Raw genomic sequence first — 15,962 nt, forward strand, 5'->3', positions numbered from 1 at the left:
ATGCCGCCGACGGCAACCTCCACCCCATTCTCGTCCTCGACCCGGACCTCCCCGGCATCCCGGACGCCGCCTGGCAGGCCGCGGGCGACATCTTCGGCGCCGCCCTCCGCCTCGGCGGCACCCTCACCGGCGAACACGGCGTGGGCACCCTCAAACGACGATGGCTCGCCGACGAACTCGGACCGGACCAGCACCGGCTCCAGCGCCGCATCAAGGCGGCCTTCGATCCGCACGGCATCCTCAACCCGGGCAAGGCGCTCTGACGTTCCTTGGAGCCTTTTTCCACCGGCTCGCCCGTACCGACGATTTCGAGGTGACCCTCCATGTCCACCGTCCTGTCCGTCTCCGGAAGCCCCTCCGCCACCTCCCGCACCGCCCGCCTCCTGCGCGGACTGGACGCCCGGCTCGCCGCACAGGGCCACCAGGTGATCCCTCTGGACGTCCGCACGCTCCCCGCCGAGGCCCTGCTGCACGCGGACTTCGGGCATCCGGAGATCGTCCGCGCCACCCAGCTCGTCGCACGGGCCGACGCCGTCGTCATCGGCACCCCGGTCTACAAGGCCGCGTACTCGGGGCTGCTGAAGGCACTGCTCGACCTGCTGCCGCAGTACGCGCTGGAGGGCAAGACCGTGCTGCCCCTGGCCACCGGCGGCAGCACCGCGCATGTGCTGGCCATCGACTACGGGCTGCGCCCGGTGCTCGCCTCCATGGGCGCGGCACACATCACGCCGGGCTGGTTCGTACTGGACAAGCACATCGAGGCGCGGGAGGACGGGAGTGTGGTGGTGGACGCCGCCGCGCGGGAAGGGCTCGAACGGGTCGTCGACCAGTTCTCGGCGGTGCTGAGCGGCCCGGGTACCGGCGATGCCGAGGCTGACGCCGTCGCCGCGTGACGTACGAACGGCGGCCGGTAGCTCTGGAAAAGCTCTGAACCGCACGATCAGGCCCACGGTCCTCGGCGGTCACCGCCACAGTAGGGGCATGCGAGCGTTTCGACAGTGGCCGCCGGGGGCGGCGTGGACCGCGGCGGCCGGTGCGTTGGTGGTGGGCGGGGCGCTGACGCTGGTGTTCACCCCCGTGGGCCGGTGGGTGGCGGAGTGGGCCTGGGGCCCGGACTGGCCGCGGATGGACGGCGCCGCCCGGTCGGCGGCGCTCGGACAGTTCCGGCTGGCCGTCGTCCAGACCGCGGCGTTCCTCGGCGCGGGTACGGCGCTCGTCCTCACCGCGTTCACCTACCGCCTCTCCCGCCGCGGCCAGGTCACCGACCGTTTCTCCAAGGCCCTCGAACGGCTCGGGGCGCCGGATCTGCATGTGCGCCTCGGCGGGATCCTCGTGCTGGAGGAGTTCGTGCGGGACTGGCCCGAGCAGTCCACCCACGCCGCCCATGTCCTGGGCGCCTTCGTCCGCGACCGCGCTCCGCGCGCCCGGCGCCCCACGACGCGGGGCGCCCACGACGCACGGGGCGCAGCCGCGCTGCGCAACGCTCTCAACGAGAGGCCACCCCGAACTCTCGCCCGGGCGAGGCTGCACGGGGCGCCCGATGCCGACGTACAAGCCGCCCTGACGGCGCTGACCCGTCCGGCGTCCCGCCTCCGCGCCCTCCCCCACCACACGATCGACCTGAGCGAACTCGACCTGTCGTACGCGGAGTTGGACGGCGCGGACCTCGCCGGTGCGCGGCTCGTCGATACGGACCTCACCGGCGCCCGGCTGGCAGGAGCGAAACTGACCGCCACCTGCCTCCAGGGCGCCGACCTCACCCGCGCCGAACTGGACGGCGCCGACCTCACCTACGCGCAGCTCGACCGCGCGGACCTCTCGTACGCCACACTCGAGCGGGCCGACCTCGCCAGGGCCTGGCTCAACCACGCGAACCTCACCGGTGCCCGGCTCGACGAGGCCGACCTCACCCGCGCCCAGCTGGTCCGCACCGACCTCACCGGGGCACATCTCGACGCCGCGAACCTCACCGACGCCCAGGTCCAGCGCGCGAACCTCAGCGAAGCCCGCCTCGTGGAAGCGGACCTCACCCGCGCCTGCCTCGACGCGGATCTGACCGGTGCCACCCTGTACGCCGCCGTCCTCACCGATACCTGGCTCGACGGCGCGGACCTGCGGGAGGCCGGACTCCTCACGGCAGAGCAGGTGGCGGCGGCCTGCCCCACCCCGACCACGCGGCTGCCGTCCGAGATCGCCGACGACCCCCGGGTCACCGGCCGCATCGCCACCGTCGCGACGTGGGGAACCGGATGGAACGTCACCACCGTCTCCGTCACCTTCACCCCGCCGACGGCCCGCGGCAAACGCGGCGCGAAAGGCGAGGAGGTACTGGCCTTCCGGCGCAACGCCATCGAGACGGGCCCCGCGGTGCAGCGCTAGCTTCGACCGCAGGTCAACGGCGCGCCCGCCCACCGGTGCAGGGCGGCTTCGAGGCCGGTGACGGCGGCGGTGTCGGCGGCCCACGCGACCACCCCGTCCGGGCGTACCAGCACCCCGGTCGGTGTGGCCTGGTCGTCGGTCACGCTGCTCACGCGCCCGTCCCAGGCGGCGGCGCGACGGGCGAACGCACCGTCAGGAGTGCGGTCGAGCAGCAGGAACCCGCCGCCGTGGCCGTGGTCGACCAGACGCGAGCCGTCGCCGAGACATAGGTCGGGGACGAACCGGCCGATCAGCGGATGGTCGCCGGGCAGGTCGACGCGCTGCGTGACGCCGGAGATCTTCTTGACCGCGTAGGTCGCGCCCTCTCGCGTACTCAGCAAGTCGCCGACGACCTCCCGGAGCGCGGCCGACTTGGCGTCCCCGCGCATCACCCCGGTCTGGGCCCGCGTCCAGTCCAGCACCCAGGCGCCAAGGGGACGGCGCTCGGCGTCGTAGGTGTCGAGCAGCCCGTCGGGGGCCCACCCGGCGACCACGGCACCGAGCTTCCAGCCGAGGTTCATCGCGTCGCCGACCCCGAGGCTGAGCCCCTGACCGCCGAACGGCGAGTGTACGTGCGCCGCGTCCCCGGCCAGCAGCACCCGCCCCGAACGATAGGCCGCGGCCTGGCGGGCGTTGTCGGTCCAGCGGGTCGCGGCGGCGCGCAGCGCGGTCAGCGTGACGTCGGTACCCGAGACCCGGCGCAGACTGGTCTGCACCTCCTCGAGGGTGACCGGCGCAGAACGGTCGGCGGGAGGGCCGTCGAACTCCACGGTGACCACCCGCCCGGGCTGCGGCCCGTACCGGTACGCGCCCCGGGTCGACCACGCCCATCCGCTTCCGAGCACCGAGGGGTCGGCGACGTCGGCGACCGCCAGGATTCCGGTGAGTTCGGGGTCGGTGCCGGGGAAGTCGATGCCCGCGAGGCGGCGTACGGTGCTGCGCCCGCCGTCGCATCCGACCAGCCACCCGGTGCGCACCGGGCCGGCAGTGGTGCCGACGAGCACGCCGTCGCCGGTGTCTTCGAGCGCGGTGACCTCCACCCCGCGGCGCACCGGTATGCCGAGGCGCGCGACATGGCCTGCCAGCAGCGCCTCCAGCTCACGCTGCGGCACCAACCTCGCCCCGTCGACCGCGGTGTGCCCGGCGAGGTCGGCATCGGACCAGTCCACGCGGTCGGGATCGAGGACCATCCCCGCGAAATGGCCGGTGAACCTGGCGGGCCGACCATCATCGGGCGGTGAGAGCAGCTCTCGCTGCACCTGTTCGGCGGCGGGCAGCAGACCGCGGCGGTCGAGTGCCTCGGCCGTCGGCACGTTGATCGCCCCCGCCTTCATCGCCTGGTCCGGCTCGGCCCGTCGCTCGAGCACCTGCACCGTCGCCCCGGCGAGCGCCAGCTCCGCGGCGAGCACGAGGCCCACCGGCCCGGCTCCGACCACGGTCACGTCGGCGTCCTGGTTCACATTCATCGTCACGAACAGTGTTCTATTTACGAACGCTGTTCGTGTCAAGGTAGGGTGGCCGGGTGAACCCCAGAGAGCGACGCGCGGCGCGCCACCAGCCACCGAACGCCGAGGCCGACGCCGACGCCGACCCCAAGCCGCGGCGGCGCAAGGCCCCGATCACCGTGGAACAGGTCGTCGACACCGCGCTGGACGTCATCGCCATGGAGGGCTACGAGGCACTGACCATGCGACGGCTGGCCGGGGTGCTCGACACCGGACCCGCCTCGCTCTACGCCCATGTGGTCAACAAGGCCGACCTCGACGAGCTGCTCATCGGGCGGCTGTGCGCCGAGCTGGTCCTGCCCGAGCCCGACCCGGCGGCCTGGCGGGAGCAGATCCGCGGGGTGTGCGCGCAGATCCGCGACCAGTACCTGAAGTACCCCGGCATCTCCCGCGCCGCGCTCGCCATGGCCCCCACCAACGTCGAGACCCTGCGCGTCAGCGAAGGCATGCTGGCGATCCTGCTCTCCGGCGGCGTCGCCCCGCAGTCCGCCGCGTGGGCCATCGATGCCCTCTTGCTGTACGTGGCCGCCTACTGCCTCGAGGCGTCGATCGTGCGCCAACGATCAGCGCATGACGACGCGGTGTGGGTCGTCGACCGCACCGAACTGCTCCGCCGGTTCACCGCCCTGCCCGCCGGGACCTTCCCCCACACCACCCGCCACGCCGCCGAACTCACCGCGGGCGAGGGCCATGACCGGTTCGACTTCACCCTCACCCTGATGATCGGCGGCCTCACACCCCCGTAGGCACGGCGCCCCACCTCCTGAAACTCCCCGGGCACGCGCTTGGCACATTATTTCTTTCGCAGCGATCGGAACCGTCTGCGAAGGTGGAGCGTCATCAGTGATGACCACAAAGTGATCGTCGATGATGCGATCGGCAGCGGATTTCAAAACGCCCAACGACAGAGCGAATACACACCCGCACCGCTCCGATAACATGATCGAACTCACGACGAGTACCCTCATCGCCCGCCAAACCATGCCACCGGCGCGAAGAGGAAACCAACGACGAACAAATCGGCCGATTAATTGATACCTAAAGCATCGCGGGTGTTTTCGCGAATAGGCAGCAAAAACGGTTTCGCCGCGTGGCGCCGGCCACGGGCGATCCTGTGGGTTACAGCAGGTGTGGCAACCCTCGGATTCCTCATCGGGCTGGAGATCACCGCACGCCACTACGGCCTGCCGGGGCCGCTCACCAGCCAGGCACAAGAGGTGATAATCGCCCCCAAATCAGGATTTCTGCTGTACGCCGGTATGGCGTTGATGATGGTGGTGCTCACCTGGCGGGAACGGTTCATCGCGACCGGTGCCGCGATCGGCATCGACGTCGTCTTCTTCCTGGTGCGGTGGGCGGTCGGCGCGAAGGTGACCGAGGGCCATCCCTTCGGCAATGGCGCACTGTGGGTGATGCTGGGCTGCGCGGTCATAGCCCTCACCACCCGCACGGGCCGGGAGCGCGCCCTGCTGCTGAAGGGCGTCGGTCTTGGCCTGCTGCTGGTGGCCGGGCGCAAGACCGGCGACACCTGGCTGCTCATCACGGCGAAGTCCCGCCCGGCGGTGCTCGACCAGTACCTGGCGACCGCCGACCACGCGCTGGGCAACCCCTCGTGGCTGGTGGGCCGGGCTCTCAAGGCCACCGGTCCGATCGGGACCCACCTTCTCGACTACGTCTACATCCAGCTACCGGTGGCCGCGGTCATCGTCACGCTGTACCAGATGCGCAACGTGGCGGCCGAGCGCCGCTTCCCGAGCCACCACCTGGTGCGCACCTTTCTGGCCATCGGCCTCCTCGGACCGGCCATCTACATGATCTTCCCGGTGGTCGGACCGGTCTTCGCCTACGGCACCGGCGCTTTCGGCACCGGCGGCGAGCACTGGGCGATTGCCACCCTGTGGCCGCACACGCCACCGCCGATCAACCCCCCGCACCCGGTGCTGTACGACAACGTCACCCCCCGCAACTGCATGCCCAGCCTGCATACGGCATGGGCCACCGCGATCTTCATCCATTCCCGCAAGGGCCCACGGATTCTGCGATTCGCGGGCACCTTCTGGCTCGTCGCCACGCTCAGCGCGACCCTGGGATTCGGCTACCACTACGGCGTGGACCTCATTGCCGGTGTGGTGTTCGCGCTCACGATCGAGGCGGCGCTGCGCTCGTTCGCACGCGGCTGGGACCGGTCGGGAATCCAGTTGGTCGCCTACGGCACAACGGTCTTGCCCGCGCTCTTGGTGGCGTATCGCTATCTGCCGATGGAGATGGCCAGGCATCCCGTGGGTGTTCGGACCGCTCCTCATTCTGGCGATGGCCTCGGTGATCCAGGGATACGTACGGACCACCCAGCTGTGGGAACCCGAAAGCGCCACCGGTGCCACAGCCGGAACCGCAGCCCGAACTAGCGTGAGTCCTGCGGGTACCAGCGCAGTTCCACGGTGTTGCCGTCCGGGTCCCGCACATAGAGGGAGAGCGCGGTGCCCCGGGCACCGAAGCGCTCGCCGGGGCCGTCCAGCACCGTGAAGACGCCGGAATCGATGACCTGCTGCCAGTCGAGCGGCTCGACCACCAGACAGATGTGGTCGACGTTGGAGCCCTCCGGCCGCCCGTCGGACGTCCCGTCGGGCGCCTCGATGAGGTCGATGATGGTCGTGGGGCTCACCCGTACGGACGGGAAGGAGACCTCGCCTGCCCGCCACTCCTCTGCCCGCACCGGTTCCAGCCCCAGCGGACCGGTGTAGAAGGCGAGCGAACGCTCGACGTCGGCGACGTTCAGGACGAGGTGGTCGAAGGCGATCACGCGCATGGGAGTCTCCGCGGGTCAGGGGGCGCCGGGGCGCCGGTGGGTTACGTACGACGGGGCGCGTCGACTGCTGCGCCCCGCCGTCGACTTCAGCATCGCTGAGCGGAATCCATCGGTCCAACACATGTTTGTCATCTGATCCATCGTGTTTCACGATGGATCGATGGACCTCCAGCAGATGCGTTACGTCCTCGCGGTGGCGGAGACCGCGAGCTTCACCCGCGCCGCCGAGCGCTGCCATATCGTCCAGTCCGCGCTGAGCCACCAAGTGGCCCGGCTGGAAAAGGAACTGGGCGCCCGGCTGTTCGAGCGGACCAGCCGCCGGGTGCGGCTGACCACCGCCGGAGAGGCGTTCCTGCCCGCCGCCCGCCAGGCCCTGGAGGCGGCCGATCGGGCCCGGGCGGAGGTGGCGGCGGCCACCGGCGAGATACGGGGCAAGCTGGCCGTCGGATCGATCTCCACCGTGGCCGCCGTCGATCTCCCGGCGGCGCTGCGGGACTACCGTCTGCGCTACCCCCAGGTGCGGATCAGCCTGCGGGTCGACTCCAGCGAGCGGCTCGTCGAGCAGGTGCGCGACGGCAGGCTGGACGCGGCGTTCCTCGGCGTACAGCCCGGGTTCCGGCCGCGGGGCGTCCGCGACCGGGAACTCGCCCAGGGGCAGCACGTCGCCGTGGTCGCCCCGGGCCATCCGCTGGCGGCGGAGGACGAGGTGGACCTCCCCCGCCTGGCCGAGGAAGTGTTCGTGGACTTCGCCGACGGCAGCGCCGCCCGCGCCCAGTCGGACGAGGCGTTCGCGGCGGCCGGTCTGCGGCGCGAGGTCGCCTTCGAGGTGTCCGGCGTCGAACTCATGGCCCGGATGGTCCGCCACGGCCTGGGCATCGCCCTGCTGCCCGCGGCGTTCGCCGCCGATCTGCCCGGCCTGCGGAGCGTGCCGGTCATCAACGGGCCGGTACGGGTGGAGCGCCTCGCCTGGAGCCGGTTCGCCCCCTCTCCCGCCGCGTCCGCCTTCCTCGACCTGCTGGGCGTCGGTGAGCGGGACGGGGGCGCATGACGCCCCCGCCCCGGCTTCTCCGCGCGGTCAGCCGACGGCCGCGCCGAACCACCGGGGCAGGTGGCCGAGGAGATCCCGCTGGTCCTCGCCGACCCATGCCACATGGCCGTCCGGCCGCACCAGCACCGCGGGCGCGTCCAGTTCCTCGCTGACGTCCACGACGTGGTCGATCCGGTCCGCCCAGCCCGCCACCGAGAGCCGTCCGGTCTGGTCGAGCAGCAGCCCGCGGCCGCCGTGCATCAGCTCGTAGAGGCGTCCCCGCTTCAGCGCCACGTTCCGCAGCCTCCGGCCGAGCAGTTCATGGCCCTCGCCCAGGTCGTAGCGGACGTCGACCGCGGTGATGATCCCGGTCACGTACCGGTTCACCTCCTCGAAGTCCATCAGCTTCGAGAACAGCTCGCGCAGCGCGGTCGCGCCCGGATCGGTCCCCAGCAGGGTGATCTGCGCGCGGGTGTTGTCCAGTACGGCGGCGCCCACCGGATGCCGTTCGGCGTGGTAGGTGTCCAGCAGCCCGTCCGGCGCCCAGCCGTTCACCGCGGCGGCCAGCTTCCAGCCGAGGTTGAACGCGTCCTGGACGCCGAGGTTGAGCCCCTGCCCGCCGGTCGGCGGGTGGATGTGCGCCGCGTCGCCCGCCAGCAGCACCCGGCCGACCCGGTAGCGCTCGGCCTGCCGGGTGGCGTCGCCGAACCGGGACAGCCAGCGCGGCGAGTGCACGCCGAAGTCGGTGCCCGCAGTGGCCCGCAGCTGCTGACGGAACTCCTCCAGGGTCGGCTCGGACGTACGGTCCTCCGACACGCCGTCGGCGGGCACGACGATGCGGTACAGCCCTTCGTTCCCGTCCACGTCGGCGGTGACGCCGAACCGCAGCTGGGTCGTGCGGACTTCCTCGACGACGGCGGCGATCGTCGCCGGGTCCTCGGTCGCCTCCATGTCCCCCAGCAGCGTCTCGACCGTGGCGGGCTCGCCGGGAAAGCCGACGCCGAGACGCTTGCGCACCAGACTGCGGCCGCCGTCGCAGCCGACGAGGTAGCGCGAGCGCAGACGCGTGCCGTCCGCCAGCTCGACGGTCACCCCGTCGTCGTCCGCTGACTGGCTCAGCCCGACCACCTCGCAGCCGCGCCGGATCTCGGCGCCGGCTTCGAGGGCGCGCTCGGTGAGCAGCCGCTCGGTGAGCGGCTGCGAGATGGCCAGGCCGTACGGATGCGCCGTGTCCAGCCGGTCCGGCCACGGTTTGGCGATGCCGCCGAAGAGACCACCGGCCTGGAACCTCTCGCTGACCGCGAGGAACCGGTCCAGCAGGCCGCGCTGGTCCATCAGCTCGACGCTGCGTGCGTGCAGGCCGCGCCCGCGGGACTGCCGGGTCGGCTCGGTCAGCCTCTCCAGCACGACCACGTGCACGCCGTGCAGCCGCAACTCGGTGGCCAGCATCAACCCGGTCGGTCCGCCGCCGACCACGATCACGTCAATCATGAAAACCCCACCCATTTCCCCAGGTCCCGGCCCTGGGCGGGCTATTCTGCGGCACGGCCGGGGCCTTGCCGCAAGGCCCCTGGTGCGCTATATGTTGAGAGTGGCAAGGAGAGCGAAAGACCTCCTTGCCTTTCGTTTTGCCGCCTCCTTGCCGTCTCGGTTGCCGTCTCCGTTGCCGTCTCCGTTGACGCCTCAGCGGTGGCCCGTGCGCACCGCACCCGCGCTCGCCGCGACCACCATCGCGATCGCGGCGCACTGCGGCAGCGACAGCCCCTGGTCCAGCACCAGATAGCCCGCCGCGGCGGCGACGGCCGGGGCCAGGCTCGTCAGGACCGCGAAGGTCGCCGCGGGCAGCCGTCGCAGGGCGAGCAGCTCCAGGGCGTAGGGCACACCCGAACTCATCACCGCGATCGCCAGGCCCAGGCCGAGCGCGGCCGGTTCCAGCAGGGCGCCGCCCGATGCCCCGACGCCCAGCGGCAGGCTGACCAGCGCGGCGACGGACATGGCGATCGTCAGGCCGTCCAGGCGCGGGAAGCGGGCGCCGGCGCGGGCGTTGAGGACGATGTACGCCGCCCACATCACCCCGGCGCCGAGCGCGAAGGCCACGCCCGCGGCGTCGAGCTGCCCGAAGCCGCCGCGGCCCAGCAGGTACACCCCGGCCAGGGCGAGACCGGCCCACAGCAGGCTGGTGGCGCGGCGCGAGGCGACGACCGACAGCAGCAGCGGGCCCAGCACCTCGATGGTGACCGCCGCCCCCAGCGGGAGGCGGTCGATCGCCTGGTAGAAGAGGATGTTCATGCCGCCCAGGGCCAGGCCGAAGCCGCCGGCCACCGCCCAGTCGGTGCGCGTGTATCCGCGCAGCCGGGGCCGGGTGATGACCAGCAGCAGCAACGCGGCGATCGTGATCCGCAGCGCGACCGTGCCGAGCGCCCCGGCCCGGGGGAACAGCAGCGCGGCGCACGCCGACCCGAACTGCACGGACACGGTGCCGATGAGGACCAGGCCGACGCCGCCGAGCGTGCCACGGCCGGGGGTGTGGCGGAGGAGGACGGGGCCGGTGGTCGTCGCGGAAGAGGTGGGCGTAGCGGAGGAGCTGTGCGCCGGGGATGTCATGCCCTCACGCTAGGAACCCGGCCCACGTCCTGTGAAATGCGCGATTGCCTGCGGTTATGCTTCTCGGACATGACCATCGAGCTGCGGCACCTGCGCGCCTTCCTCGCCATCGCCGAGGAGGGCAACGTCACCCGTGCCGCCGCCCGTCTCCATCTGAGCCAGCCCGCGCTCTCGCGTACGCTGCGCCAGATCGAGGAACACTTCGGCACCCGTCTCGTCGACCGCTCGACCCATCACCTCCAGCTGACCGCGGAGGGCCGTACGTTCCGCGACAAGGCCCTCGCCGCCCTGTCCGCCGTCGAGACCGCACTCGACCCCCGGGGCCTGAAGAGCTGGCCGCTGCGGCTGGGCCACCCCTGGGCGGCGCTCGGCGACCACACCATCCCATTGCTGCGCCGCTGGGACGAGACCCACCCCGGCACTCCGCTGGAGCTGCTCCGGATCGACGACCGCACGGCGGGCCTCACCCAGGGGAAGGTCGACGCGGCCCTGCTGCGCGGCGAGGTCACCGCGGCCGGGCTCCGTACGGAGTTGCTGATGTCCGAGGAGCGGGTGGTGGTCATGCCCGCGGACAGCCCGCTGGCGACGCTCCCCCGGGTCACCCTGGCGGACCTCGCCGCCCATCCGATCGCCCTCAACACCGTCTCCGGCACCACGACGATGGACATGTGGCCGCCGACGGCCCGCCCCGTCGCGGCCATCGAGGTGACCAACACCGACGAGTGGCTCATCGCCATCGCGGCGGGCCGCGCCGTGGGCATCTCCACCTCGGCCACCCCGAGCCATCACACCCACCCCTCGCTGGTCTTCCGCCCGCTCGCGGACGCACCGGCCATTCCCGTCGTCCTGGCCTGGCGCGAGGGGCTGGGGCACCCGGCCATCCCGAACCTGGTGGCGCTCGTCCACCAGGTCATCGCGGCCGACGGGGCGGGGCGCCCCACCAGGTGACGGCGCCCGGGCCGTAGTCGCGGGCGAGGACGCCGTCCAAGTCCTCGACGGCGACGACGATGTACGGAGACGGATCCGCCGGTTCGGACGATCCCCCGCGTCGCCCGAACCGGCGGAGGTTACAAGCCATCCTCGAAAGATCGCCGGACGGCATCCTGCCGCCTGAGTATATTGGCTCGCAGCCAACCAACGCAGGAGTTATAGCTTGTCCCCCCGCAGCCCGTCGGTCAATGAGGAGTTGCGCCGCCGGTCCCAGGCCCGTCTGCTGCAAGCGACGGTGGAACTGGTCGGTGAGCGCGGCTACGAGGCGACGACGCTCGCCGACATCGCCGACCGGGCGGGGGCCGCCCGCGGGCTGGTTTCGTACTACTTCCCGGGCAAGCGACAGCTGCTCCAGACCGCCGTGCACCGGTTGATGCACAGGGAACTGGCCAGGGCCCTGGAGCGCGAGCCGCGTCCGGAGGGCGTGGGCGCGGGGCGCGAACTGCTGGCGCGCGCGATCGACGCGATCCTGGGGCTCGCCCGGGACCAACCGCGGCTGATGCGTACGCATATGGCGGGGATCCTCACCGCGGAGGGGTTCATCCAGTGCCCGGAGCAGCAGCGGCTGGCCGCCCTGCTGCGCGACACGGTGACCCGCTACGGCTCCCGGGACCCTGAGGCCGACTACCGGCTGCTGCGCGCGCTGCTGATGGGCGCGGTGGTCGCGGTGCTGCTGCCGGGGGCGCCGATGGAGCCGGAGCGGCTGCGGACGGAGCTGTTCCAGCGCTATGGGCTGGACTGGGAGCTGGGGGTCCCGCCGGGCGGGGACCCGCCCGGCGGGGTTCCGGCCAACGAGCGGCCGGAGAAGGGTCAGACGGCCTGAGCGCTCAGGCGGGCCGTCAGCGGTAGTCCGGCTGCGTCTGGACGTTCAGCTCGCGCAGCCGCACCGACCGGGCGCTGTCCGTGCGCCGGTCGTCGATCTTCAGGACGTCGAAGCCCTTGGTGATGTCGTTCGAGTAGATGTGGCCGTTGTAGTAGTACGCGGACCAAGAGCCTCCGGAGGCCAGCTTGTCGGCCGAGATCGGACCGCGTTCGAAGTAGCCGATCTCCTTGGGGTGGTTGGAGTCGGTGAAGTCCCAGATGGACACGCCGCCCTGGTACCACGCCTGGACCATGATGTCGCGGCCCTTGGCGGGGATCAGCGAACCGTTGTGGGCGACGCAGTTCTCGGTGGGCGGCCTGGTGGCGCGGAATCTTGTAGTAGCTACGGAACTTCAGCTTCCGCTTGTCGCCCTTGCCGACGATGTCGTAGATGCCGTCGGCGCCGCGCGTCGGGCCGGTCTCCTCGTTGCAGGTCGCGCTCCCGCCGCCGCCCAGCTCATCGGTGAACACGACCTTGTTTCCACGCTCGTTGAAGGTCGCCGAATGCCAGAAGGCGAAGTTGACGTTGTCCTCGACCCGGTCGATGACCCGCGGCTTCGCGGGGTCGGCGATGTCGAGCAGGATGCCGTCGCCCATGCACGCGCCCGCCGCCAGCTTCAGCTCGGGGAACGTGGTGAGGTCATGGCAGCCGGTGGTCTGGCTGACGCCCGGGTTGTCGGGACCGCCGGGGTTGCCGCCGTCCGGGAAGAGGACGGGGAAGTCGACGACCGCGGCCTTCTCGGGCGCCTTGCGCGGCACCTTGATGACGGAGATGCCGTCGTGCGGGGGCTGGCAGTCCGGGAACGTCTCGCTCGGGTAGTACGAGGAGACGTAGACGTAGACGTTCTTGCGGTCGGGCGCCAGGGTGTGGGTGTGCGAACCGCATGAGGTCTCGACGGCGGCGACGTAGCGCGGGTTGCGCTTGTCGCTGATGTCGAAGACCTTCATGCCCTCCCAGGAGGACTTCTCGGTGGCGGGCTGCGTGGTGCTGTTGCAGGAGTTGTCGCTGCGCGAGGAGTCGGTGGACAGGAAGAGCAGGTTCCCGGAGACCGATACGTCGTTCTGCGCACCGGGGCAGAGCACCTGGCTGACGACCTCCGGGCGCTTCGGGCGGCTGATGTCGTAGATGACGAAGCCGTCGTAGTTGCCCGCGAAAGCGTACTTGCCCTGGAAAGCGAGGTCCGAATTGGTTCCCTTGAGGTCCTGCTTGGGGATGTTGGTGAGGTGACTGACGTTGTCGCTGTGAACGATCTCGTCCACCCCGGGGATCTCGCCGTTCTCGATGGCGGCCCTGGTGTCGGATGCCTGATCCTTCGTCATCCGCTCGCTGTGCGGCGCGTCACCGGGATCCGGTGTCGCGACCGCGGGGCTCGCCGCCAGCAACGAGGCCACCAGCCCAAACGCGGCCACGGCCGCACCGAGGTATCTGCGCCGCTGCGGGGATCTTTCCCACGGCTTCACTGCGTCCTCCCTTACGTCCCTGATGCCCGTTCGGAGTTGAACGGTTCATTGGACGACCTGGGCAGTATCGCGCCTCTCATGTACACCACAACAGGCGGCAACATAGTCGTAAAGAAAATCCCGACTTCCCCTGGAGGCAACGGTGTTGCACCGGCGTACGAGGCTTCACGCCGCATCCCTCGCGTTCGCGGTGACGGCCGCCGCCGTGATGCTCGCCCTCACCGGCTGTGAGCCGGACGGCGGCAGGCAGGACACCGGGAAGGGGAAGGACGGAAAGCCCGCGGTGATCGCCCCGGGGCGGCCGGGCGAGGCGGCGGAGACGCTGTCGGCACAGGAGGCGGCGAAGGCGGGCGACGACGACTCCCCCAACGCCGCCGACCGCGCATACGTCGCCATGATGATCGAGCACCATCGGCAGGCCCTGGTCATGACCGACCTCGCCCCCGACCGCGCGAGATCGGCCAAGGTCAGACGGATCGCCGAGCGCATCGCGGCGGCGCAGGGGCCGGAGATCGACGCGATGCGCGGCTGGCAGCAGACGTCCGGCGGCGCTACGGAGAGCGGGCACCACCACGGCGGGACGGCGGACATGCCCGGCATGGCCACGCCGAAGCAGCTGGACGCGCTGCGCGACGCCAAGGGCGCGGGCTTCGACACGCTCTTCCTCAAGCTGATGATCGCCCACCACCGGGGCGCGGTCACCATGGCGACGGATGTGCTGGGCCGGGGCAACAACGTCCGGGTGGAGGAGATGGCCAACGAGGTGATCGCGCAGCAGAGCAGCGAGATCCGCCGGATGCAGCGGGTGGCGTGAGCGGCTCGCTCCGGCAGGCCGCCCTGGCGGCCTGCCGCGGCGGCTCGCCTGAGCGGGCCTCGTGAGCGGCTCGCGCAGACGCCTCGCGTACACCAGGAGCACCTTCCGTCACTCGTCCTCGTCGCCCGGCGCGTAACACCGCACACCGCCGCCCGCCGGGTGCGATGCTGGAGACAGCCTGCGGAAGGAGCTCCTCCGTGCTTCGCGTCGCCGTCGTGGGATCCGGGCCGAGCGGCGTCTACGCCGCCCAAGCGCTCGTCCAGCAGCAGGCCGTACCCGAGGTGTCGGTGCATGTGCTGGACCGGCTGCCCTGCCCGTACGGGCTGGTGCGCTACGGCGTCGCGCCCGACCACGAGAAGATCAAGTCGCTCCAGAACACCCTGCGCGCGGTCCTGGAGCACCCACGGGTCAGCTTCCTGGGCAATGTGCACGTGGGTCCCCCGCCGCTGGTGCCCGAGCGGCTGCTCGGGCTGTACCACGCGGTGGTCTACTGCGTGGGCGCGGCGACCGACCGGCGGCTCGGGGTGCCCGGCGAGGAGCTGACCGGCAGCTACTCCGCCACCGAGTTCGTCTCCTGGTACAGCGCCCATCCGGACGCCCCCGGCGATGCCTTCGCGCTCGGCGCGCGCTCGGCCGTCGTCGTCGGGGTCGGCAATGTCGCGGTGGACGTGGCCCGCATCCTGGCCCGCGGGGCGGAGGAGCTGCGGCCCACCGACGTACCCCATCTCGCCCTCGGCGCGCTCGCCGACAGCCGGGTCGCCGATGTGCACGTGGTCGGGCGGCGCGGTCCGTCGCAGGCGAAGTTCACCACCAAGGAGCTGCGCGAGCTGGGTTCGCTGACCGGTGCCGATGTGCTCGTACACCCCGAGGAGCTGGCGCTGGACCCGGCGTACGGCGACCCCTCGGAGCTGCCCGCGGCCAACCGGCGCAACGTCGAGGTGCTGCGCGACTGGGCGCGGCGCGAGCCCATGGGCCGTCCGCGCCGTATCCATCTGCGCTTCTTCCTGCGGCCCGCGGCGCTGCTCGGCGAGGGCGCGGTGCGCGCCGTACGGTTCGAGCGGACCGCGCCGGACGAGGAGGGCGGGGTGGCGGGCACGGGGGTCTTCGAGGACATCGAGGCGCAGCTGGTGCTGCGGTCGGTGGGCTACCGGGGCGTACCGCTGCCCGGGCTGCCGTTCGACGAGCGGCGGGGCACCGTGCCGAACGCGGCGGGGCGGGTGCTGCGCGGCGGTGTGCCCGCGCCCGGTGAGTACGTGGCGGGGTGGATCAAGCGCGGGCCGACCGGGGTGATCGGCACCAACCGTCCGTGCGCCAAGGAGACGGTCGCCTCGCTGCTCGCCGACGCGGACGTCCTGGCGGCGCGGCCGGTGGCCGAGGACCCCCTCGCGGCGCTGCGGGCGGCGGGGGTGGAGCCGGTCGAGTGGACGGGGTGGCTGCGGATCGAGGCGGCGGAGGCGACGCTCGGGGAAGCGCTGG

The 15,962-nt window shown here is 71.6% G+C and carries 13 protein-coding genes and 2 pseudogenes; 10 read left to right on the forward strand and 5 right to left on the reverse strand.

Annotated features, from left to right (window positions below; all coding sequences use genetic code 11):
• The 3 genes from SSOG_RS06450 to SSOG_RS06460 all read left to right on the forward strand — a co-directional run.
• Nucleotides 1-263 (forward strand): FAD-binding oxidoreductase (locus SSOG_RS06450; RefSeq protein WP_039936721.1); only part of this gene is annotated, 263 nt, incomplete at its 5' end.
• A gap of 60 nt (nt 264-323) precedes the next feature.
• Complete coding sequence (gene ssuE, locus SSOG_RS06455; protein WP_009713408.1) at nt 324-893, forward strand: NADPH-dependent FMN reductase; 570 nt, start codon at nt 324-326, stop codon at nt 891-893.
• Between the two features lie 88 nt (nt 894-981).
• The gene (locus SSOG_RS06460) at nt 982-2,379 is read left to right on the forward strand and encodes a pentapeptide repeat-containing protein (RefSeq protein WP_154685899.1); all 1,398 of its coding nucleotides are present in this window, start codon (nt 982-984) and stop codon (nt 2,377-2,379) included.
• On the opposite strand, the gene SSOG_RS06465 is transcribed toward SSOG_RS06460, so the two are convergent.
• Entirely contained in the window at nt 2,376-3,884 is a 1,509-nt protein-coding gene (locus tag SSOG_RS06465) for an FAD-dependent monooxygenase (RefSeq protein ID WP_039936722.1), read from the reverse strand. The two genes, SSOG_RS06460 and SSOG_RS06465, sit on opposite strands and share 4 nt — an antisense overlap.
• A 56-nt stretch (nt 3,885-3,940) precedes the next feature.
• Here SSOG_RS06465 and SSOG_RS06470 point away from each other — a divergent pair, with 56 nt between their 5' ends.
• Nucleotides 3,941-4,669, forward strand: a complete 729-nt coding sequence (locus tag SSOG_RS06470; protein WP_009713411.1) for a TetR/AcrR family transcriptional regulator — start codon at nt 3,941-3,943, stop codon at nt 4,667-4,669.
• A gap of 363 nt (nt 4,670-5,032) precedes the next feature.
• Nucleotides 5,033-6,333 (forward strand): annotated as a pseudogene (locus SSOG_RS06475) (phosphatase PAP2 family protein).
• Here SSOG_RS06475 and SSOG_RS06480 read toward each other — a convergent pair.
• Nucleotides 6,325-6,729, reverse strand: coding sequence for a VOC family protein (locus SSOG_RS06480; protein ID WP_009713413.1), 405 nt, complete (start codon nt 6,727-6,729; stop codon nt 6,325-6,327). The pseudogene SSOG_RS06475 and the gene SSOG_RS06480 overlap by 9 nt on opposite strands.
• A gap of 160 nt (nt 6,730-6,889) precedes the next feature.
• Between SSOG_RS06480 and SSOG_RS06485 the strand changes: the two genes are divergently transcribed.
• Nucleotides 6,890-7,777 (forward strand): LysR family transcriptional regulator, encoded by an 888-nt coding sequence (locus SSOG_RS06485; RefSeq protein WP_039936723.1) that lies wholly within the window; start codon nt 6,890-6,892, stop codon nt 7,775-7,777.
• 27 nt (nt 7,778-7,804) lie between these two features.
• Here the strand turns inward: SSOG_RS06485 and rox are convergent, their stop codons facing one another.
• Entirely contained in the window at nt 7,805-9,247 is a 1,443-nt protein-coding gene (gene rox, locus SSOG_RS06490) for a rifampin monooxygenase (protein WP_009713415.1), read from the reverse strand.
• A 192-nt stretch (nt 9,248-9,439) separates the two neighbouring features.
• Nucleotides 9,440-10,360, reverse strand: a complete 921-nt coding sequence (locus SSOG_RS06495) for an EamA family transporter (protein WP_009713416.1) — start codon at nt 10,358-10,360, stop codon at nt 9,440-9,442.
• Between the two features lie 69 nt (nt 10,361-10,429).
• On the opposite strand from SSOG_RS06495, the gene SSOG_RS06500 reads away from it, so the two are divergent.
• Together SSOG_RS06500 and SSOG_RS06505 are read left to right on the forward strand one after the other, a co-directional pair.
• Complete coding sequence (locus tag SSOG_RS06500; RefSeq protein ID WP_039936725.1) at nt 10,430-11,308, forward strand: LysR family transcriptional regulator; 879 nt, start codon at nt 10,430-10,432, stop codon at nt 11,306-11,308.
• Between the two features lie 205 nt (nt 11,309-11,513).
• A complete protein-coding gene (locus tag SSOG_RS06505; protein WP_009713418.1) occupies nt 11,514-12,173 on the forward strand; it encodes a TetR/AcrR family transcriptional regulator in 660 nt (219 codons plus the stop codon).
• A 16-nt stretch (nt 12,174-12,189) separates the two neighbouring features.
• Here SSOG_RS06505 and SSOG_RS06510 read toward each other — a convergent pair.
• Nucleotides 12,190-13,672 (reverse strand): annotated as a pseudogene (locus SSOG_RS06510) (LVIVD repeat-containing protein).
• A gap of 142 nt (nt 13,673-13,814) precedes the next feature.
• Here SSOG_RS06510 and SSOG_RS06515 point away from each other — a divergent pair.
• Both SSOG_RS06515 and SSOG_RS06520 read left to right on the forward strand, forming a co-directional pair.
• Complete coding sequence (locus SSOG_RS06515; RefSeq protein ID WP_009713420.1) at nt 13,815-14,486, forward strand: DUF305 domain-containing protein; 672 nt, start codon at nt 13,815-13,817, stop codon at nt 14,484-14,486.
• 197 nt (nt 14,487-14,683) lie between these two features.
• A partial coding sequence (locus tag SSOG_RS06520; protein WP_039936726.1) for an FAD-dependent oxidoreductase occupies nt 14,684-15,962 on the forward strand: 1,279 nt, incomplete at its 3' end.

It is taken from the genome of Streptomyces himastatinicus ATCC 53653 (assembly GCF_000158915.1).
GTDB classification, from domain to species: domain Bacteria; phylum Actinomycetota; class Actinomycetes; order Streptomycetales; family Streptomycetaceae; genus Streptomyces; species Streptomyces himastatinicus.